This is a genomic window from Streptomyces sp. NPDC056987 (genome assembly GCF_042673865.1).
Taxonomy (GTDB): domain Bacteria; phylum Actinomycetota; class Actinomycetes; order Streptomycetales; family Streptomycetaceae; genus Streptomyces.
This window is the reverse complement of sequence record NZ_JBHURV010000031.1, coordinates 23,924-43,162: the sequence shown is the minus strand read 5'-3', so window position 1 is coordinate 43,162 and position 19,239 is coordinate 23,924. Positions and strand designations below refer to the sequence as shown.

Here is a 19,239-nt window from a genome sequence, read left to right as displayed (position 1 = left end):
CCCGCTCGTGGACGCCTTGCTCATGGAACTAGATCCCCACCGTGAAGCCGTTGGACCAGGTCTGTGTCGCCTGCACGATGCTGTCCCACGCACCGGTCACCAGCAGCAGACCGGTCACGATCATCATGCCGCCGCCGATCCGCATCACCCAGGTGTAATGGCGCTTGATCCAGGCGAACGCGCCGAGCGCCTTGCGGAAGGCCACCGCGCCGAGCACGAACGGCACACCGAGCCCCAGGCAGTACGCGACGGTCAGTATGGCCCCGCGGCCGGCGCTCGCCTGGTCGAACGCCAGCGCGTTGACGGAGGAGAACGTCGGACCGAGGCAGGGCGTCCAGCCGATCCCGAAGAGCGCGCCCAGCAGCGGGGCGCCCGCGAGGCCGGTCACCGGACGCCGGTGGAAGCGGAATTCGCGCTGGGTGATCCAGGGCATCATGCCCATGAAGAACACGCCCATGATGATCATGAGCACGCCGAGGATCTTGGAGAGGGGCCCGCGGTACTCCTGGAGCGTGCTGCCGAAGTAGCCGAAGAGCGCCCCGCCCGAGACGAAGACCGCGGTGAAACCGATGACGAAGAGAGAGGCGCCGACGAGCATCCGCCCGCGCCGGGCGTCCGCCAGATCGGTGCCGCTGATGCCGGTGACGTAAGAGAGGTAGCCGGGCACGAGCGGCAGCACACACGGGGAGAAGAACGAGACCAGCCCGGCCAGCAGCGCGATCGGCAGGGCGATCAGCAGCGCCCCGCTGGTGACGGTCTCGTTCCCGCCGGTCGCCTCGGCGAGGAACCTGGCCTGGTCGAGGTGGTCGCCCTGGAGCTGAAACTGCACGGGATCACTTCTCCGCGATCAGCGGGTCGATCATCTTCCGCAGCTTCTCCTCGTTGAGCGCCATCAACGAGCGCGCCGCGATCTTCCCCTCCCGGTCGAGCACGATGGTGGAGGGGATCGACTGCGGGTTCAGGCTGCCCTTGGGGAAGCCGCTGACGATGAGCTTGCCCGCCGGGTCGTACAGGCTCGGATAGCCGATGCCGTAATCCTTCTCGAAGGCGAGCGCGGGCCCCTTGTTGGCGTCCCGGGTGTTGATCCCGACGAAGGCCACACCCTTCGACTCGGTCTCCTTGGAGACCTTCGCGAAGTGCGGGGCCTCGGCGCGGCAGGGCGGACACCAGGAACCCCAGACGTTCAGCACGACGATCTTGCCCTTGAGGTCGGCGATGTCGAGCTTCTCGCCTTCGAGGGTCTGGCCCTCGATCTTGTTGACGGGCAGCCGGTCCGCCGCCGCGACGGTGGAGATGCCTCCGGTGTTCGTCACGAAGTTGGTGTCACCGCCGCCGCCGGACTTGCCGCCGCTGCCGCAGGCCGAGAACGTCATCGCCGACGCGGCGACGACAAGGGGCAGGATGGCGCGGAGGCGACGGTCCGGACGGCGTCGTGGGGCGCGGCCTGAGTTCATGTGAAAAGTTTCGCATGGGCGATTCGAGGATCTTGGGCACCCCCCTGGGTGCCCGTAAAAGCCCGATGTAAAGACTTCTGCGGACGTTTCGGCGGCCCCGGCGTTTCGGCGGCTCCTCGAAAGAGCCCCCGGAGCCCCGCCCGAAGTTCCGATGCCTCAGCCTCCGGTGGCGGCTCCGGCGGTGTCGGCTCCAGCGGTTTCGGCTCCAGCGGTGGCCGTCTTCAGAAAAGCGTTCCAGCCGCCGGTAGGCGCCTGTCCGACACCGAGTCCGCGGAGCTTGTCGAGCACGGCCGGGTCCTGGACGTCGAGCCAGTCGGTGAACTGCCGGAAGGACACCAGCCGTACGTCCTTCTTGCCCGCCATTCCCTTCAGCGCCTCTTCCACGGCGTCCATGTAGATCCCGCCGTTCCACTGCTCGAAATGGTTTCCGATGAAGAACGGCGCGCGATTCGTCTCGTACGCGCGGTTGAATCCGGCGAGATAGGCGCCGGCGGCCTGCTTGCGCCATTCCGGATAGCGGGACGGCATTCCGTTGGTCGAGTTCTTCGACTGGTTCGCGAGCATGTTGTAGTCCATGGAGAGGACTTCGAAGGAATGCCCGGGGAACGGCACGGCCTGCAGCGGGAAATTCCATATCCCCTGCAGCTTGTCCGGCCAGACCTGGGTGCCGCCGGGCGAGCTCGCGTCGTACCGCCAGCCCAGCTTCTTGGCCGTCGGCAACAGGTTCTCCTGGCCGAGCAGGCACGGCGTACGGCCGCCGATCAGCTCCTTGCGGTAGTCGAAGGGCAGCGGGTCGAGATCGTTCCAGCCGGTGTTCGTGCGCCATTCCGTGACGAAGGAGACGGCCTGGTCTATCTCGCTGCGCCACTGCTCGGGGGTCCAGTTCCCGACGGTGCCGGAGCCGCCGCAGAAGTGGCCGTTGAAGTGCGTGCCTATCTCATGGCCGTCCAGCCACGCCTGGCGGACATTCTTGAGCGTGTCCTTGACGTGGGGGTCGGTGAGATAACCGATGTCGGAGGCGCCGACGGGGTTGTTCGGCGGACGGTAGAGGGTCTTCTTCGACTCGGGCAGCACGTAGAGCCCGGAGAGGAAGAAGGTCATCGCCGCACCGTGGTCCTTGGCGAGTTCGAGGAAGCGGGGGAAGAGGCCGTTGCCGACCTCGCCCGCCCCGTCCCAGGAGAAGACCACGAACTGCGGCGGGGTCTGGCCGGGCTCCAACGGGACCGGCGCCTCCGGCTGGTGGGGCTGCTTTCCGGTGTCGGAAGTGGAACCGTCCCCGATACGCCGGCCTTTCTTGGCCCCGGAGCCGCCGTCCGGCTTTCCGCTTCCGCTCCCGCCACTGGCCTTGTCCGCGCCGCTCCCGCCTGACGCGCCCTGACCGGTGGAGCAGGCCGCGACACCCATCGCGGCCGCGGCTCCCATTCCGGCTCCCAGCAGACTCCTCCGACTGATGTGGCGCATACAGGTCCCATCCGCGCTCGTACGTCCGTAAGTGCGCCGCTCATACAAGTCTTACAAGCGGCAACTCGTAGGAGCTGCTACCGAACGCGGAGGTTCCTAAACGTGTCAGATCTTTACGCACGTAACAGTGACTGTGACAAAAACAGTCGCAGTCACAGGGGCCCGAAACCGAGACCGGGACCAAGCCCGAGGACAGAACCGGCCTCGCCCGAGTCCGAGTCCAAGGACAGGACCGCGCTCAGGCACCGAACGCCTTGGCCCCGCCCTTCACCGGCCGGGCACCGGCGAGCAGGTGCGCCGGTACGAGATCGCGGGCCGGCTCGGAATAGCCGACCGAGACGATCCTGTCGCCCTGATACGTGAAGCTCGTCAGCGAGGCGAGCGTGCACTGCCGCCGCCGCGGGTCGTGCCAGAGCCTGCGCCGCTCGACGAAGCTCCGCACGATCCATATCGGCAGCTGGTGACTGACGCAGACGGCCTCGTGGCCGCGGGCCGCGTCCCGTGCCGCGTTCAGCGCGCCCATCATCCGTACGACCTGGTCGACGTACGGCTCCCCCCAGGACGGCTGGAAGGGATTGGTGAGGTACTTCCAGTTGGCCGGTCGGCGCAGCGCGCCGTCGCCGACGCCGAAGGTCTTGCCCTCGAAGACGTTCGCCGCCTCGATCAGCCGGCCGTCGGTGTCGAGGGTCAGCCCGTGCGTCTTGGCGAGCGGGGCGGCGGTCTCCTGCGCGCGCTCCAGCGGGGAGGCGACGACATGGGTGATGTCCCGGCCCGCGAGGTGCTCGGCGACCCGGTCGGCCATCCGGCGCCCCAGCTCGGAGAGGTGGTAGCCGGGGCGCCTGCCGTACAGGACACCGTCCGGGTTGTGCACCTCACCGTGCCGCATCAGATGGACGACGGTGATCTCCGCACCGCTCGCCGCGCTGTTCCCTGCACTCTGACTCATGCGGCACTCTCCGGCTGGGTGTCGGGGTCCGTGGCCTCGGCGGCGGCACGGGCGGCGGCGGGCAGCGCCGCGGCGATCCGCTCGACGGCCCGGTCGTCGTGGGCGGTGGAGACGAACCAGGACTCGAAGGACGACGGCGGCAGGTAGACGCCGTCGGCGAGCATCGAGTGGAAGAAGGCGGTGAAGCGGAAGGACTCCTGCCGCTTGGCCCCCTCGTAGTCACGTACCTCGTCGGCCGTGAAGAAGACGGAGAACATGTTGCTCGCCGTCTGCACCCGGTGGGCGACACCCTCCTTGCTCAGCGCGGCCGTCACGATCCCTTGGATCTGCGCGGAGACCGCGTCGACCTTCTCGTACGCCGCGTCGTCGAGCAGCCGGAGCTGAGCGAGGCCGGCGGCGGTGGCGACCGGGTTCCCGGAGAGCGTGCCCGCCTGGTAGACGGGCCCGGCGGGGGCGAGCCGCCCCATGACGTCGGCGCGGCCACCGAACGCGGCGGCGGGGAAGCCGCCGCCCATGACCTTGCCGAAGGTCATCAGGTCGGGCGCGACGCCGTCGACGCCGTACCAGCCGGCCTTGGACGTACGGAACCCGGTCATCACCTCGTCGGAGATGTACAGCGCGCCGTCGGCGGCGCAGATCTCCTTGAGCCCGGCGTTGAACCCGTCCCTCGGCGGTACGACGCCCATGTTGCCCGGCGACGCCTCGGTGATCACGCAGGCGATCTCGCCGGGGTGCGCGGCGAAGGCGCTGCGCACGGCGTCGAGGTCGTTGTACGGCAGGACGATCGTGTCGCCGGCCTGCGCGCCGGTCACCCCGGGGGTGTCCGGCAGCCCGAACGTGGCGACGCCGGAGCCGGCCGCGGCGAGGAGTGCGTCGACGTGCCCGTGGTAGCAGCCGGCGAACTTCACGACCTTCGCCCGCCCGGTGAAGCCGCGGGCGAGCCGGATGGCCGACATGGTCGCCTCGGTACCGGACGACACGAGCCGCACCTGCTCTACGGGCGCGATCCGGGCCACGATCTCCTCGGCGAGCGCGACCTCGCCCTCACCGGGCGTACCGAAGGAGGTACCGCGCGCGACCGCGGCCTGGACGGCGGCGATCACTTCCGGGTGGGAATGACCGAGAATCATCGGACCCCAGGAACAGACGAGGTCGACATATTCGCGACCGTCCGCATCGATGAGGTATGGACCATTACCGGACACCATGAACCGGGGCGTACCACCCACCGCCCGGAAGGCGCGGACGGGAGAGTTCACGCCTCCGGGTGTCACGAGGGCCGCACGGTCAAAGAGTGTCTGCGAAACTGGGGCGTCATAGGGGAAGCTCACGCAATCCATGGTGTCAGAGGCTCCGACGTATCTGCGGACAGGTGTTTCACCGGCCGTTCGTGGGGGAGGTCACTGTCACGATGATCGGGTTGCGCGGCCAGGGCTGCGAGTGGTCGGGTGGAGATATGCATCGCGGTGGCGGACTGGGCGAGGGGACGGACGACCTGGGACCCGAGCCTGCCCGGCGTGGAAAACACCGACGCGGCGAGCGCCCCGAGCGCGAGGCGCGCGAGGAGGCTCCGGAAATCAGGAGTGGTGGCCGGGTGGGGGTGACCTACAAATACTTCGGCGCGCCCGACGGCGCCACGGCGGCCCGCGTCCCCATCTCCATGCGCCCGGAGGAACTGGGCGGCGACGAGCTGGGCATGGGCGGCATGTTCACCAAGATCAAGCCCGAGACGATAGCGGCGATGGTCCTGACGGGCATTCAGGGCATGCCCCTGCACAAGGTCCCGCCCCTCGAACTGGTCGTGCTCCACCCGGATTACGCGGTGGTCAAGCTCCCCATGACGGTGGTGGACCCGCTGCGCGGAATCGGCGAGGAATCGGTGGGCGCGGCGGCCTTCATCTGGTCGACGGTCCCGGACCGGGGCGGCCCGAAGGACGCGTACAACGTCTACCAACTGCTGCACGAATGGCAGGACTTCTCGGTCCGCCTGCACGAGGCGGGGCACCAGCCGTACTGCTTGGTGTGGCCCTGACCTGCGGTTTCGTTGGTATCGGGCGGGGTCTTCGGACCTCGCCCCTTTCAGTGCCGGAAGCGTCCGTCAGGCGGCCAGGGCACATTGAGGGCACATTGGTTTCGCTGGAGGCGCTGATGTGCCCTGGCCGAAGGGTGGGTCGCCTTCCGCCTCGGCTTCGGTGAGGGCGTCATCGATCGCCTTGCGGGTGCGGGTCTCGCTGGACGGCAGCAGATGCGTGTACGTCCGCAGCGTGAAGCCCGGGTCCGAGTGACCGAGGTATTCGGAGAGCGCCTTGATGCTCTCCCCCGCGTCCAGGAGTACGGAGGCGTAGGCGTGCCGGAGGGCGTGCATACCGTCGTCCGGGGCCGCCTGGAGGTACCTCGCGCCGCGCTCGCGCGGAGGGATCACGCCGGCGGCGGCCAGGGCGAGCTTCCAGGCGCCCATGTTGAAGACGCCGCGGTTGCAGGCCCGGCTCTTCTCGTCCACGAAGAGAAGGCGGAAGGTCTTCGGCTCACCGTCCGGCTTGGCCCAGGGCAGCGTGACCTCGACCGGCGGGAACTCCTTCATGTGGCCCTTGAGAGCGGCGGCCAGTTGGGCCGGCAGGGGCACTGACCGGATCTTGTTGCCCTTGGGCAGGGCGAAGACGGGCCTCGTGCCGACGAGCCGCACCTGCCGGTTGACGTGGATCCAGCCGCCCTTGAAATCGATGTCCTCGACGGCGAAGCCGAACACCTCGCCCTGACGCAGGCCGCAGCCGAAGGCGAGCTTGCCGCCGGCCTGGAAGCGCTTCGGGAGTCCTGCGATGACGGCGTGTACGCGCTCCAACGACCAAGGGATGATCTTCTTCTTGGTCGCGGTCGGCAGTTTGACCGACTTCGCCTTGCAGGGTTCTTCGGCAGCAGCCCGTCCTCGACGGCCGCACCGAGGATGCTGGAGAGGATGTCGAAGATGCCCTCGATCGTGGACACTTCGAGGCCGCCGTCCTGGAGAGTCCGGATCCACCCCTGGATGGCCGAGGGCTGGTTGAGGGACCGCAGCTCGCGTCGGGGCCGACGGCACGGCCTGGCCGAAGCGTGCCGAATGCCCCGCAAGCACAGCCGCCGATGTCGGCGCCGCCGCCGGGGCGGCACCATTGACAGCTAGGAAATCAGGGGCACTTGGGAGTCGTGGTCCCAGGAGATGATGGTGGCCACCATCTAGGTGCGTGTGATCGGCGGATCAGTGAGGGCATGGGCATGACGAGAAAGGGTGCGGATACCGACGGCTGGTTGGTCGGCGAGGCTCGAACCAAGCTGGAGGCGGGCGCGACAGCCGTCGAAGTCTTCGCCGCGCTCGCCGAGCGAACTGCGGACTGGCACGCGACGGCCCTAGCGGTGTGTTTGGCACTCGGAATACCGGCTACGGAGGTGGAGCGTCGGCTCGACGAGGAGTTTGCCGGGCTGTGCGAGGAGTTTCGCCCCGGGGAGGAGACCGAGTGCGCGGGTCTCCTTGAGATGACCGGCCTGTTCGACGTTCCCCGGACACTGGACCCGCAGGGCGAGGAGGTGAAGCGTCTCCTGCAGACCGCCATCAGCGCCTTGGGCAGACTGCGAAGCGGCCATGCGTTCAGTCTCTCGCGCCAACTCCGCACCGGACAGCTAACCCGTGCCTTCCTGTCACTCGCACGCGTCGGCCCCCGGCCCGGCCACGGCAGCGCGTCAGATTACTGGGCCGCCCTGGTGGCCGCCGGCGAGCTTCTGCTCTCCGGTGACAGCGAAGGCCGGGCCGGCGTCGAGGAGGCGCTGGAGGACTGTCGGCAGCACGCCGCTCAAAGCGCGCTGACACACGACTGACCATCACTGCCGGCTTGCCGACGCCCAAGGATCCTCGTCAAGCGAAAGGCTCGTCGTTCGACGGTGCAGGAGGCCGACAGCTTCCTTTATGTGTCCCCGGCGAATGAGCAGCTGTGCCAGGTTGGTCTCGTTCCTTCCGGTCTCGCAGGTGGGCCGCAGGACCGCGATGGCCTCGTCCAATCAGCCGGCGGTGGCCAGCAGATCGGCGAGGTGCGATGCTCCGTACCAGGTGTCGGCCTCGGGACGGGCGCGCAGCTCCGTGATCGCTTGCTCAATTCGGCCGCAGTGAGACAGGAGCCAGGCACGTTCGCAGAACAGCTCGAACCACATGCCGTCGGACCGCGCCGCGAGATCGTCGATGAACGTCAGCGCCTCGTCCTCGCGGCCGTGGTCGGCCAGCAGCGTCCACAGCATCCGGACCACCCACTCGGGATCGCCGATGTGGCCCGGTACCGGGCGCAGAACCTCGACGGCCTCATCGACGCGCCCCAGCCTGGTCAGCGTCTCGGCCGACCACACCGCCGCGTTCGGTGAACCGGCCACCACGAACGGGCGCAGTACGTCGAGGGCGCCCTCGGCGTCGCCTCGGTCCTCCAGCAGCTGGGCCAGGCGGTGGGCGGCGTCCTCACCGCCTGGCCCAGCGATGCAGTCGCGCAGTTCGGTCAGACGGTCGTGACGGGCCAGCAGGTCGGCCAGCAGATCCTGCCCGTTGACCACTGTGGCGCAACGCGTGTGCAACAGGGCCACCGCCTCATCCACCCGGCCCTGCCGCTCGCGCACCATCGCCAGCAACTCCATGGCGTTCGAGGGCTCCGCCCGCCACACGTCCGCCCCGCGCAGAGCCTCGACATGCGGCGTCAGCAGGTCGGCCGCTTCCTCGTCCCGGCCCAAGCCGGCAGAGACATCGACCAACGCCTCGGCGAGGAACCAGTCCTTGGTGTGCGGGCGCAGCAGCTCGAATGCCTCATCACCACGACCGTGCCGGGCCAGCAGCCTCGCCAGATACGCCAGGGCGAGCCGTTCGCCGTCAGCCGCGTACGGCCGTGCCAGGGCGATCGCCTCGTCGGTACGTCCCGAGCCCTCAAGGATCTCGGAGACCTTCACGGCCGCACCCCACCAGCCCGCCTCGGTGAACGGAACGAGCACGTCCAGCGCCGCATCCCTCCGGCCCTGTTCGATCAGCGCCTGCGCCCACGCCTTCGCGCAGTACCAGTCCCCGTTGCACGCCTGGACCGCCACCTCGTCGAGGTGGCCGTGTTCGATCATCAGCGAGACTGTCCAGGGCGGTACCCACCCGTCGTACGTACGGGCCCGTCGTTCAAGATCGGCAGCATCCACGTCGACGAACAATAACGTCGAGACATTCAACGCCCGCAACTTATCGGTGAGACGCCGATGCTGTCGGCGCTCACCGATGCACGGATGGTGGCAGACCGAGCAGCAATTCGATCACCGCAGCGACGCTCCCGGGCACACTGCGCCTCAACCAGGTCGCGAAGCGGCGGGATCATCCGGCGTACGGATCACCGCCGCCACCGTCGGTACGCCTCCGACGAGACGGCCGAGCAGGGTCTTCGTACCGCCGATGTCGATCGCCCAGGTGGGCCTTCCGGACCGCCCGTGAGCCGTTACGTACGCCGGCATAGGTGCCGTCACGCGGCCCGATCCCCCTCGGATCCCGCGAGGTCCACGACCGTGCAGCCGGTCAGGGTCGCCGTCTGCTGTCCGGCGAGCATCCACGCGTTGGCGGGGTCTCCGTAGAGCGTGACTGCGTCCTTGCCCGCTTCCAGGCGTCCGCCGCGCAGCCGGAACAGGGTTCCGTACACGCCGTCGGGGATGAAGTGCCGTACGCGTACGGCGACATAGCCGGTACGCAGGTGAGGACAGGCCCGTACCGCTCGACGCGCGCACGGGAGACAGACCGGCGGGTGAGTGGTGACCTCACCCTCGGGCCAGTCGGGGCGGCTGCCGCGGCCGTCGTCCAACAGCCACAGCACACCCGCCTCGTCGTGGTCCGGCGGACCGGCGCACATCTGGCAGAGGCCGCGTCGCATGGCGCGTCGCTGCCGAAACGGGTGAACACTGCCGTACAGCGGCTCCCCGAGTCCCAGGGCGACCCCGTATCGGGTCCACAGAACGCCGGCGGTGTCGCGGTCGTGGAGGGCTTCGTCCGCGTAGGCGATGCCGCGCCGGGTGGCGATCACGCTCGGGGCGGCGGCCTTCCCACCGCTCCATGCGACGACGAACGGCGCGGCACCCGGACCCGAAAGACGGAGTCTCCGCAGTTCAGTGGTGGTGGGCGATTGCTCCATGGTGGCTGCTCCTCATCAAGGTACGTAGGCGCTCACGGGCAGCCGGCAGGCAGAACCACCTGGGACGGAACGTCGACCGGGGGCAGCGTGGGCCGGTGCCGGGGGGACGGTCATCTCCTCCGAGCCGCGCTCGACTGCGAACAGAGCGCGGACAAGGGCCGTCAAGTCGGTCCACTCGCAGCTCACCGAGTACGTCACGTGCCGCCTCCCGAGTCGGCCGGCCCCCACCCTCCGGGGCAGGCGACGCGGAACCACACGTGCTTGCCCGAAGGGGTGGACGTCACGCCGAACACGTCCGCCAGGGCCTCCAGCAGCGCGAGCCCTCGTCCGTCCTCGCTGAGGAGATCGGCAGCGCCGACAACCGGAAGCCGCCGGTCGAGATCACTGACGACGACGTACCCACCGTCCGCCTCCGTCCGAACGACGATGCGCGCCTCCGGGGTGTGGGCGTGCCGCAGCACGTTCGTCAGCAGCTCGGACACGCCGAGCAGCGTGACCGCTTCGGCCCCCTCCCGGTCCCATCGCCGAAGGTGCGCGCGGACGGCGTGCCGTATGCGTGCGATGCCGCGCTCCGTGACGGTCAGCGTCAGCTCCCACTGAGCACCGAGGGCGTGCGAGCGGCCGGCGGAGGAGCGGCTGGAGAGTGACCGGCCCAACGCGTCCTGCACCGCCGAATGGGCGAGAAGTTCAGGCATCGGGAAATCCATTTCTGCAGCGGGTAGTTCACGGAGCGCTGTGTACTGGGTACGAATGGCTCAACTCCAATGTGCGCCTCACGAAGCACGTTCGGGCAGTAACCAATGGCAACTTCAGGAGAGTTGTCATGAGAAGGCAGGAGAGGGCATGCCGCAGCCACCGAAGGAACTCGATGGGAACACGTAGCCCAGGGCCTGGTTCGGCGTCGAGCTGCGCTATTGGCGGACGAAGGTCGTCGGCTGGTCAATCAAGGAACTGGCCACGAAATCCCACGTCAGCCGCGAGGTCATCCGCCGTATCGAGGTCGGCGACTACAACTGCCGCATCGAGACGGCACTCGCCTTGGACAAGGCATTGGGAACGGACGGAGTTCTCGAAAGGGGATGGGGTCACGCCTTCGGCGATGACAACAAAAAAGCCCCTGATGACAACTCTTCCGCCCCGCGCCCCTACCCCGTTCGGAATCCCTCCCGGCGCGGGCGCATGCTTACAGCAGACGCATCGCTCACGCATGGGGGCATCGAACCTGTGGACCGACGTAGCTTCCTCGCCGTACCCGGACTGGCCGCGCTCGCGGTGCCCGGCGCCGCCCGCCTGCTCCAACCGACCCAGCCGACACCGCTCCCCACCGAGATCCGGCCGCACGACATCCGCGAGCTGATCGAAGCTGCGGCGTTCATCTCACGCCTGGACAACCAGTACGGCGGCGACGGCATCGTCAAGCAGACCGCGACCACCGCCATGCTGTGGGCCGAGGACCTGCTCCATGTGAAGTGCCCGACGGAGCTGCGCCCCGTGCTCTTCGCCGCGGTCGCCCGCCTCGGCATCGTCGTCGCCGCGAGCCACTTCGACGCCTACGCCCACGCGGACGCGCGCCAGACCTTCCGCTTCGCCGCCGTCTGTGCCGAAGAAGCCAACGAATGGCATCTGCGCGCCAAGTCGTACTCCTTCCTGGCCCGCCAGGCCGTCTGGATCGGCGAGCCCGACCAGGGCCTCACCTACGCCGAACTGGGCCTCGCCCGCTCCGACCGCCTCACAGCCACCGAACGCGCCATGCTCCACTCCGCCCGCGCCCGTGCCTTCGCCAAAATGGGCCAGGTCCAGCAAACCCTCACCGCGATCGGCGCCGCCGACGACGCCTTCGCCCAGGCCCGTCCCGACGAGGACCCACCCTGGATGACGTACTACGACGAGGCCCAGCACCACGGCGACACCGGCCACGCGCTCTTCGACCTCGCCCTCCAGGGCCACGACCCTCGCCACGCCGCCCGCCGCCTCACCACCGCCGTCAAGGGCCACGACGACTTCTACGCCCGCTCCCGCGCCATCAGCCGCACCAAGCTCGCCTCCCTCACCATGGCCACCGGCGACCCCGACCAGGCCGCCGCCATCGGCCACCGCGCCCTCTCCGAAGTCGGCAACCTGCACTCCCGGCGCGCCGCCGACGACGTACGCGAACTGAGCCACCTCGCCGCCAAACACCCCAGAAACCCCAACGCCACCACCCTGCGCGAACGCATCACCGCCACGGTCCCCTCATGACCGCCCCCCACCACGAGACATACGCCGCACTCCTGGCCGCCTGCGCCACCGCCGGCCTGGACGCCACCGGCGCAGAACCCATACGCCTCGCCGAAAACGCCATCTGGCGCCTGCGCGGGAACCTGGTCGCCCGAATCGCCAAACCCGGCCAACAACACCACGCCGCACGCGAACTACGCCTGGCCCACTGGCTCACCACCACCGGCATACCGGTCGTACGTCCCTACCCCGGCCCGCACTCCTCCGTCCTCGCCCACGACCGCCCCGTCACCTTCTGGGAAGAGCTACCACCGCACGAAGACGGCACAGTCCTCCACGTAGCAGCCCTCCTCAAACAACTCCACGCCCTCCCTCTCCCCGACTTCCCCATCGGCCACCTGGACCCGTTCATCCGCATCAGCAACCGAATCGAAGCCGCCACCACCCTCCCGGCCCCCGACCGCACCTGGCTCCACGCCCTCCTGACCGAACTCCAAACCGCCTGGCCTGAAATGCCGATGGGCCGGCCGGAGTGCGTAGTCCACGGCGACGCCTGGACCGGCAACGTCGCCCGCCCCCTCAACGGCGGCGATGCGATCCTCCTGGACCTGGAACGCTGCTCCCAAGGCCCACCCGAATGGGACCTCGTCTCCACCGCGATCAAACTCACCACCACAGGGACGATCACCCCCACCGAGTACGACGAGTTCTGCACGGCGTACGGCACCGACGTACTCGAATGGCCCGGCTACGCCACCATGCGCCGCACCAGAGAACTCCGCATGACGACATACGCCGCGCAGCACGCAGCCACGCACCCCGAATGGCGCCGGGAAGCCCAGCACCGGGTGGACTGCCTCCGGGGCCGCGCGGGGAGACGGCCTTGGCACTGGCGGGCCATCGCGTAGGAATCACGGCTGCGGCCGTGTGCCATACCCTCCTGGACTGATGAGGTCAGGCCCGTCGCGGGCACGCCGAAGTCGGTTGACAGGATTGCGAACCCGCTTGGGCTGATGAGGACTCACGGTGACCGGCTGTCCCTCGCCGTCGAAGCCGAAGTTACAAACCCTCCTGGGCTGATGAGGACCATCGTCCCCATGCCGGAGTACCGGCCGGTGTACTTGTTGCGAACCCTCCTCGGCTGATGAGGACCCGCTCGCGCCAAGGTCCGCAGGATGCGTCTGCTGAACACGTTGCGAACCCTCCTGGGCTGATGAGGACGCATCCGCAGGGAGTGCCAGACCTCGCGGTCGTCGTGTTGCGAACCCTCCTGGGCTGATGAGGACCAGCTCGGCCGCCGCATCCCGCTCACCGAGCACCCGTTGCGAACCCTCCTGGGCTGATGAGGACGCTCATGGCCGCGCTTGAGGCCCAGCAGCACGTCATGTTGCGAACCCTCCTGGGCTGATGAGGACGCTGGTGGCGTCCGGCGGGGTGCCGGGCGTCTTCACGTTGCGAACCCTCCTGGGCTGATGAGGACTCAGGGCGGCCGTGCTGGGCTCCGGCGCCCCCTCTTGTTGCGAACCCTCCTGGGCTGATGAGGACGTCGAGCGCGGCGGCCCACAGTTCGTCGGTCGCGGTGTTGCGAACCCTCCTGGGCTGATGAGGACGGTAGTATTCCGCGCCCTTGACCGGGTTGCACTGGAGTTGCGAACCCTCCTGGGCTGATGAGGACACCTCGGCCGGGAAGACCCACATGCGAAGGGTGACGTTGTTGCGAACCCTCCTGGGCTGATGAGGACACCCGCGAGCTGCGGGATCTCGGGGTTGAGAGCGGGTTGCGAACCCTCCTGGGCTGATGAGGACACCGGCGCGGTCTTGCTCCCGCGTGACCGCCTCGCGATAGTTGCGAACCCTCCTGGGCTGATGAGGACACCGGTACCGGGACGCATGGATGTCCGCCCGCCGCGTTGCGAACCCTCCTGGGCTGATGAGGACACTCGTGGCGTACCACCCACACAGGGCGCCCCAACATCCGCGTTGCGAACCCTCCTGGGCTGATGAGGACACCCGACGGTAAAGCCGCAGGTCAGCGCCCCTCCCCGGCGACGTTCCAGGGGCGTTTCTGCAGCAGTCCGTCGGTAGTGCATCGCTGCAGGTCAAAGCGGTTCAGAGGATGTCGCCGGGGCCACCCAGGTCAACGCCGAGGGTGTTGGATTCGATCATGTCGGGGGATCGGGCGGCGTAGGTGACGATGCTGTCGTAGTCCGGGTCGATCGTCGTCTTCAGGGCAGCCATCAGCGCGCGGTACTGCGCTGTGGTGAGTTCGCCCTGGAAGACGCTGCGCTGCGTCCAGTGGAGGTACTTGCGGCAGGTCTTGAGAACCTTGGGGTTGCGTTCGACAGCGGTGTCGTAGACGAGGATCACGAAGATGGCCGCTCACCACCAGGGCCGGAAGGGCTTGTAGGGCTTGTCCTCAAGGCACATACGGACGATCTTGAGGGCCTCCAGGTGGATGAGTTCCTCGTAGCTGACCTTGCGCTTGAGGGTGCGGTGATGGACCGTCGTCGCCAGTTCTTCCTTGACGAGGGCTGCGACCTTCTTGCGGCCGTCCTTGCTGAGGGAGGCGCGAGCGACGTCTGTTTCGAAGTCGGAGGGCTTCAGCTTCTTCTGGGCCGCGGCTCGTTTCAGGAGCCGCTCGGCGAAGAGGGGCTTGAAGGGTTCGGCCAGGTCCAGGGCGAGGGTGTTGCGGCGGCGGTCCGTGTCCGCGTGGAGGAAGCCGATCGCCGGGTGCAGGGGCGTGGTGCGCAGGGCGGTGAGGACGCGGGCGTAGACGAGGGTGTTGAGGTAGCTGACGAAGGCGTTGCCGGCGTTGGTCGGCGGGCGGCGGGTGCGGCCGTTGAGACGGAGCCAGGCCGGTAGCTGGGTGTCGAGGACGGCCCAGGCGGTACGGCGGAAGTTGCCCTCCTGGCCCATGATCGCGTCGCTGTCGCCGCAGTCGGGCAGAGCCGTACGCAGGGACTGGAGGGCCGGGTCGAGAAGGTCGGTGTCCAGTGCCCACCTCAGGTTTTCCGCCGTGGCGAGTACGAGCGCGCGGCCGGTCGCGGCACGGTGCTCCGGGTCGGCGGTGATTTCCACCTGTCGGCGTACGACGGCGGCCGACGACATGGATTCCGAGGGGCTGAAGTGCCCGGCGTGGTTGCCGTAGTGGTCCAGGACGTGGAGGGCGACGCCGTTGCGGCTCAGGAGTGAGAGGGCCGAGGTGTTGATGTCGACGTGGTCGAAGGTGACCAGGTCGCGGATGTCGGTGATGGGGATACGGACCGGGTTGCCGTCGGCGCGCTCGATGCGGACGCTGTTGTCCTCGCGGCGGATACGGCAGGGTTCGGTCAGCCAGTAGGTACGGCCGACGGCGGGCATCAGTCTCCCCAGCAGTAGTCGAGGTAGGAGCAGCCGCGGCAGTTGGCGCGGGTGAGGCGAGGTGGTGGTTCATCGGCGGCGATGGTGGCGCGGGCCTGAGCCTCGGACGCTTCGGCTTCGGCGCGGGCCTCGCTGTCCCAGGGGACCTCGGTGGTGCGGCGGATCAGGGGGTAATGGATCGTGCCGCCGCGTACGGCTACGCCCCGGCGTTCGAGCAGGAGGCAGTAGTGGCGTACCTGTGCGGCGTGGGCGGGTGAGGGCGCGCGCGAGGACTTGGTCTCGTGGACGACGGCTCCGGTGGTGATCCAGTCGATCTTCGCTTCGCCGAGATCGATGTCGCGGCGGCGCGTGAAGGTCGTGTCGTCGACGACCTCGCCGAAGGCGACCAGATCACTGCGCTGCTCGGGCCGGTAGCCGCGGGTGTAGAGCCAGAGCTGACGTGGGCAGTGGTGGAGGTACTTGATGTGGACGCCGCCGAGTTGCGCGTCCTCGTCGTCCGGCCCGTTACCGGGGCCCGCGGAGGGGCTCACAGGATGGTGTCCGGTTCCGTCGGTGGCTTCAGCCCGATGGTCTCGTCGTAGGCGCCGTCGATCACACGGACTCCCAGATTCCGGTCGTACTGCGCGTTGTATGTCCTGAGCTGGCCGTACCGGAGAGGGATGAGGAGGCCGGCCGCGCGCAGGGCGTGGCCTTCCGGGCCGGTCGTGAGGTCGCGGTATTCGCCTACGTCCTCGCGGAGCAGCACCTCGACGCTGTCGAACTGTTCGCTCAGCTTGTCGGCGAACTCGGAGCGGTCGTGGAACGGGTCGGTGAAGGTGAGGAAGGTGGCCTCGAAGTCGTCCCGGGCCCGGCGGGCCTTTGCTTCCCACGCCCTGCCCCAGTCGGTGTCGTAGGCGAGGTGGAGAAGCCGTTCGATGTCCTCTTCGCTGAGGGTTTCGCGGCCTTCCGCGACGAGCGTGGTCAGGGCGCCCCAGGAGGCGGCGACCGCGGCGTCGTCGTACGGTCGGCCGGCTTCCGTACGGTGAACCCGGAATTCGACGGGTCCTTCGGGGTGGCGGCCTCGGCGGTTGACGCGGCCCGCGCGCTGGGCCACGGCTTCGAAGGGGGCGTTCTCCACTGCCCCGCGGTCGAAGTCCAGTTGCAGCGAGACTTCGACCGTCTGCGTGGCGACGGCGAGCCCGCCGCGGCTGGAACGACTGCCCGCGTCACGTTCGGGGTGCCGTCGCAGCAGGTTCTTCTCGATGGCGTCGCGATCGCGGTTCTTGAAGCGGGAGTGCAGCAGCAGGGCGGCGTGCGGGTCGTCGGGCAGACGGGCGCGGGCGTTGTCGGCCAGTTCCTCGTACAGGGCCTGCGCGGTGGCCACCGTATTGACGACCGCGAGGACGCTGTGGCCTTCGTCGAGCCAGGTGCGCAGGCGTTCGACGCTCTCCGGGTCGGTGAGGGGGTTCTCGTCCAGGACGAGGCGGTGACGGACCGGGCTGGTGCCCTGGGGCGCGCGATGGCAGGTCACCGGCCGGGTCAGGCTCTCCTCGATGAGGGTGGTCATCGGCGGGGCCAGCGTGGCGGAGAGGACGGCGACGCGGCTGCCGAGCCGCTCCCACAGTCCCATGGCGGCGCAGAGGCGGCCGAAGGTCTCGGGTTCGTAGGCATGGAGTTCGTCCAGGACGAAGACCGAGTTGGTCTGTTCCAGCAGTACGGAAGAGTAGACGGGACCGGCGATGGCGCCTCGGAGCAGTTGGTGCGGGGTGGCGACGCGCAGGCGCTGGGTGAACAGGCGCATGGCTCCGGCGCGGGCCCGCGCCTGGCGGGCCATCGAGGCAGTCGGTTCGGCTCTTCGGCTCGCGCCGGCATCCGTGTCGGTATGGGTGTCGGTGCATTCGGCCTCCGCCGCCTCGCCGAGAAGCGTGTGGGCAACAGTGCCGTGGAGCAGTCCGATATCCGCCGTTTCCTCCCCCAAGGCCGGATTCAGGTCGCGTTGCAGCCTTCGTCGTGCGGCGTTGAGGGAGGCGCGGTACGGCAGGGTCCAGACGACGCGGGGCAGGCCGGGCATCGTACGCAACTGCTGCCCGGCCCAGGACAGTCCGGCCTCCGTCTTGCCGCTGCCGGTGGGTGCGATGAGGACCAGGTGCCCCTCGGTGTCGGCGGCCTGCCGCTGGTGCGGGTAGGGCGGGTACGGGAGGCGGTGGATGTAGTCGGTGGGCAGTGGCATGTGGGTCTGGAGGCGTTCATGTGCGGACCCGGCGTGGTCGGCGAGGGTGAGCGCACCTTGGGCAAGGACGGCGAGCAATCCTCGGTCGGCTGCGACCGGCTGCCGCCAGGCGTCGAGTAGTTCGTCGAGGACGAGCCGTGCACGGTCGGCCACCGTGGGCCCGCCGCTCGGCGGGGAGGGCGGGTCCGTGTGCAGGGCGCCGGAGAACCAGGCGAGGAGTTCCCGGTGGAGCCCCCGGGTGACCTGAATCTGGGGGTCACCGTTCGGACGTGGTGTGCGAGTGAAGGCTTCGTCCCACCGCGTACGGAAGTTGTACTGCTGAGAGAGACTCTGTTTGCCCTTGGCCGCGCCGGAGGTCGCCGCGTGCAGAGCCCGATGATGGGTCGCGACGAGCGTGGCGATCATCAGCCGGTCCTCGTCCGTCCAGCCGGTGACGGTTGCCAGAAGGTCGACGTAGGCCAGGGAGAGCACTTCATGGCGCTGCCCCCAGAACGTGCCGCCCGGCAGCAACTGCTGCTGGAAGCCTTCGGCGACCTTGCCGGCGTCGTGGAGGAGGGCCGCAGCCCGTACGCGGGTCCAGAACGCGGGTTCCGTCGCGAGCGGCCCTGCCGTGGCCACGCGGTGTTCGATCTGCGCCACCGTGTCGTGGACGGTGCGCGAGTGTGTCGTCAGCCGTTCGGGGTCATGCTTCGGCGCGGACTTGGCGCGGACATCGCAGAGGGTACGCAGCGCGGGCTTCGGGGTCAGGGGGCGAGCAGCCATACCGCCTGCCCCGAGTCGTCCTCGTACGCGTCGCGCACCGGGTGCGCCCCGGTGGGGGCGTCGCACCACAGGTAATCGGACCATGCGGTGGAGAGCCGGTCGATGGACACGCTCGCCGCCATACGGTGCACGGTCGCCTGGGGCACGTCGTGTCCGCCCGTCGGCGCCAGCGCGTGATCGACGGTGGCCGTCGTCGCCGGACGCAGCGTGGTACGCAGAAGCCGCAGCGGGTGGACAAGGTCCTGGGACCGTCCCAGGCGCAGTGGCCATCGGGGGCGGCGGAGTGCCTGCGCGATGCGGTCGCCGTCGGTGCCGGGCAGCCAGACCGTAAGACGTATGTGGGCGAGGAAGGGCCGGTCGCGGATCGTCATGCCTCCCTTGACGGCGCGCACGCGGCCGGAGACCGCCGGGTTGGAGCCGTCGGCGGAGATGGGGTGGTACGTCTCGGCGTCCACGCCGCCGCCTTCGGCACGGGCGGCCATACCGAAGGCCAGGGGTTCGCTCCGCTCCCCCGTGGCGGCGGCCAGCAGGCCGCGTACGGTCGAGGGAGGAGGCAGGGGAAGGCCGCGGCTGAGCCCTGGGAAGAGCGGATCGCGGAACGAGGCGACGGGGGCCCAGAACTCCGCCCGCCACGCCGTACGGAGCGCTGTTCGGGATGTGTCCGGCACGGAG

The 19,239-nt window shown here is 68.9% G+C and carries 17 protein-coding genes, 2 pseudogenes and 1 CRISPR repeat array; of the genes and pseudogenes, 5 read left to right on the top strand and 14 right to left on the bottom strand.

Annotated features, from left to right (window positions below):
* Positions 1-28 precede the first annotated feature (28 nt).
* The 5 genes from ACFTZC_RS29845 to hemL form a co-directional block, all read right to left on the bottom strand.
* On the bottom strand, positions 29-829 hold the full coding sequence (locus ACFTZC_RS29845; RefSeq protein ID WP_382894922.1) for a cytochrome c biogenesis CcdA family protein: 801 nt from the start codon (positions 827-829) through the stop codon (positions 29-31).
* 4 nt (positions 830-833) lie between these two features.
* Entirely contained in the window at positions 834-1,454 is a 621-nt protein-coding gene (locus tag ACFTZC_RS29840) for a TlpA family protein disulfide reductase (RefSeq protein WP_382894920.1), read from the bottom strand.
* 156 nt (positions 1,455-1,610) lie between these two features.
* On the bottom strand, positions 1,611-2,915 hold the full coding sequence (locus ACFTZC_RS29835; RefSeq protein WP_382894918.1) for a hypothetical protein: 1,305 nt from the start codon (positions 2,913-2,915) through the stop codon (positions 1,611-1,613).
* Positions 2,916-3,153: 238 nt separating this feature from the next.
* On the bottom strand, positions 3,154-3,861 hold the full coding sequence (locus ACFTZC_RS29830) for a histidine phosphatase family protein (RefSeq protein WP_382894916.1): 708 nt from the start codon (positions 3,859-3,861) through the stop codon (positions 3,154-3,156).
* Complete coding sequence (gene hemL / locus ACFTZC_RS29825; protein WP_382894915.1) at positions 3,858-5,201, bottom strand: glutamate-1-semialdehyde 2,1-aminomutase; 1,344 nt, start codon at positions 5,199-5,201, stop codon at positions 3,858-3,860. The genes ACFTZC_RS29830 and hemL overlap by 4 nt, the downstream gene beginning before the upstream one ends.
* A 116-nt stretch (positions 5,202-5,317) precedes the next feature.
* Between hemL and ACFTZC_RS29820 the strand changes: the two genes are divergently transcribed.
* Positions 5,318-5,893, top strand: a complete 576-nt coding sequence (locus ACFTZC_RS29820; protein WP_382895018.1) for a hypothetical protein — start codon at positions 5,318-5,320, stop codon at positions 5,891-5,893.
* 66 nt (positions 5,894-5,959) lie between these two features.
* Here the strand turns inward: ACFTZC_RS29820 and ACFTZC_RS29815 are convergent.
* A pseudogene (locus ACFTZC_RS29815) lies at positions 5,960-6,921 on the bottom strand (tyrosine-type recombinase/integrase); the annotation flags it as partial.
* Between the two features lie 183 nt (positions 6,922-7,104).
* Here ACFTZC_RS29815 and ACFTZC_RS29810 point away from each other — a divergent pair.
* Positions 7,105-7,707 (top strand): hypothetical protein, encoded by a 603-nt coding sequence (locus ACFTZC_RS29810; protein WP_382894913.1) that lies wholly within the window; start codon positions 7,105-7,107, stop codon positions 7,705-7,707.
* Positions 7,708-7,887: 180 nt separating this feature from the next.
* On the opposite strand, the gene ACFTZC_RS29805 is transcribed toward ACFTZC_RS29810, so the two are convergent.
* From ACFTZC_RS29805 to ACFTZC_RS29795, 3 genes are all read right to left on the bottom strand, one after another.
* On the bottom strand, positions 7,888-8,973 hold the full coding sequence (locus tag ACFTZC_RS29805) for a tetratricopeptide repeat protein (protein ID WP_382894911.1): 1,086 nt from the start codon (positions 8,971-8,973) through the stop codon (positions 7,888-7,890).
* A 386-nt stretch (positions 8,974-9,359) separates the two neighbouring features.
* The gene (locus ACFTZC_RS29800) at positions 9,360-10,019 is read right to left on the bottom strand and encodes a hypothetical protein (protein ID WP_382894909.1); all 660 of its coding nucleotides are present in this window, start codon (positions 10,017-10,019) and stop codon (positions 9,360-9,362) included.
* 194 nt (positions 10,020-10,213) lie between these two features.
* Entirely contained in the window at positions 10,214-10,714 is a 501-nt protein-coding gene (locus tag ACFTZC_RS29795; RefSeq protein WP_382894907.1) for an ATP-binding protein, read from the bottom strand.
* A gap of 208 nt (positions 10,715-10,922) precedes the next feature.
* On the opposite strand from ACFTZC_RS29795, the pseudogene ACFTZC_RS29790 reads away from it, so the two are divergent.
* The 3 genes and pseudogenes from ACFTZC_RS29790 to ACFTZC_RS29780 all read left to right on the top strand — a co-directional run.
* Positions 10,923-11,078, top strand: a pseudogene (locus tag ACFTZC_RS29790) (helix-turn-helix transcriptional regulator); the annotation flags it as partial.
* Positions 11,079-11,243: 165 nt separating this feature from the next.
* A complete protein-coding gene (locus tag ACFTZC_RS29785) occupies positions 11,244-12,257 on the top strand; it encodes a hypothetical protein (protein ID WP_382894905.1) in 1,014 nt (337 codons plus the stop codon).
* Positions 12,254-13,144, top strand: coding sequence for a phosphotransferase (locus ACFTZC_RS29780; protein ID WP_382894904.1), 891 nt, complete (start codon positions 12,254-12,256; stop codon positions 13,142-13,144). The genes ACFTZC_RS29785 and ACFTZC_RS29780 overlap by 4 nt, the downstream gene beginning before the upstream one ends.
* A gap of 19 nt (positions 13,145-13,163) precedes the next feature.
* A CRISPR array of direct repeats spans positions 13,164-14,244; the repeat unit is 29 nt; unit sequence GTTGCGAACCCTCCTGGGCTGATGAGGAC.
* A 101-nt stretch (positions 14,245-14,345) separates the two neighbouring features.
* Here the strand turns inward: ACFTZC_RS29780 and cas2 are convergent.
* From cas2 to cas5, 5 genes are read right to left on the bottom strand one after another with little or no spacing between them, the layout of a single operon-like run.
* On the bottom strand, positions 14,346-14,603 hold the full coding sequence (gene cas2 / locus ACFTZC_RS29775; RefSeq protein WP_365638484.1) for a CRISPR-associated endonuclease Cas2: 258 nt from the start codon (positions 14,601-14,603) through the stop codon (positions 14,346-14,348).
* 12 nt (positions 14,604-14,615) lie between these two features.
* Positions 14,616-15,596: a type I-B CRISPR-associated endonuclease Cas1b gene (cas1b, locus tag ACFTZC_RS29770; RefSeq protein WP_382894902.1), complete on the bottom strand. Its 981-nt coding sequence runs from the start codon at positions 15,594-15,596 to the stop codon at positions 14,616-14,618.
* Entirely contained in the window at positions 15,596-16,126 is a 531-nt protein-coding gene (locus ACFTZC_RS29765) for a CRISPR-associated protein Cas4 (RefSeq protein WP_382894900.1), read from the bottom strand. The genes cas1b and ACFTZC_RS29765 overlap by 1 nt, the downstream gene beginning before the upstream one ends.
* Positions 16,123-18,567 (bottom strand): CRISPR-associated helicase Cas3', encoded by a 2,445-nt coding sequence (gene cas3 / locus ACFTZC_RS29760; RefSeq protein ID WP_382894898.1) that lies wholly within the window; start codon positions 18,565-18,567, stop codon positions 16,123-16,125. Before cas3 ends, ACFTZC_RS29765 begins: the two co-directional genes overlap by 4 nt.
* The gene (gene cas5, locus ACFTZC_RS29755) at positions 18,549-19,235 is read right to left on the bottom strand and encodes a CRISPR-associated protein Cas5 (RefSeq protein WP_382894896.1); all 687 of its coding nucleotides are present in this window, start codon (positions 19,233-19,235) and stop codon (positions 18,549-18,551) included. Before cas5 ends, cas3 begins: the two co-directional genes overlap by 19 nt.
* Positions 19,236-19,239: the final 4 nt, after the last annotated feature.

What these genes read in the sequence shown, in the direction of transcription:
- ACFTZC_RS29820 (WP_382895018.1), top strand. Translation starts at nt 5,318, where the DNA reads ATGCATCGCGGTGGCGGACTGGGCGAGGGGACGGACGACCTGGGACCC.
- ACFTZC_RS29780 (WP_382894904.1), top strand. Translation starts at nt 12,254, where the DNA reads ATGACCGCCCCCCACCACGAGACATACGCCGCACTCCTGGCCGCCTGC.
- ACFTZC_RS29835 (WP_382894918.1), bottom strand. Translation starts at nt 2,915, where the DNA reads ATGCGCCACATCAGTCGGAGGAGTCTGCTGGGAGCCGGAATGGGAGCC.
- ACFTZC_RS29810 (WP_382894913.1), top strand. Translation starts at nt 7,105, where the DNA reads ATGGGCATGACGAGAAAGGGTGCGGATACCGACGGCTGGTTGGTCGGC.
- ACFTZC_RS29840 (WP_382894920.1), bottom strand. Translation starts at nt 1,454, where the DNA reads ATGAACTCAGGCCGCGCCCCACGACGCCGTCCGGACCGTCGCCTCCGC.
- ACFTZC_RS29800 (WP_382894909.1), bottom strand. Translation starts at nt 10,019, where the DNA reads ATGGAGCAATCGCCCACCACCACTGAACTGCGGAGACTCCGTCTTTCG.
- cas1b (WP_382894902.1), bottom strand. Translation starts at nt 15,596, where the DNA reads ATGCCCGCCGTCGGCCGTACCTACTGGCTGACCGAACCCTGCCGTATC.
- hemL (WP_382894915.1), bottom strand. Translation starts at nt 5,201, where the DNA reads ATGGATTGCGTGAGCTTCCCCTATGACGCCCCAGTTTCGCAGACACTC.
- ACFTZC_RS29830 (WP_382894916.1), bottom strand. Translation starts at nt 3,861, where the DNA reads ATGAGTCAGAGTGCAGGGAACAGCGCGGCGAGCGGTGCGGAGATCACC.
- ACFTZC_RS29805 (WP_382894911.1), bottom strand. Translation starts at nt 8,973, where the DNA reads ATGATCGAACACGGCCACCTCGACGAGGTGGCGGTCCAGGCGTGCAAC.
- cas3 (WP_382894898.1), bottom strand. Translation starts at nt 18,567, where the DNA reads ATGGCTGCTCGCCCCCTGACCCCGAAGCCCGCGCTGCGTACCCTCTGC.
- ACFTZC_RS29795 (WP_382894907.1), bottom strand. Translation starts at nt 10,714, where the DNA reads ATGCCTGAACTTCTCGCCCATTCGGCGGTGCAGGACGCGTTGGGCCGG.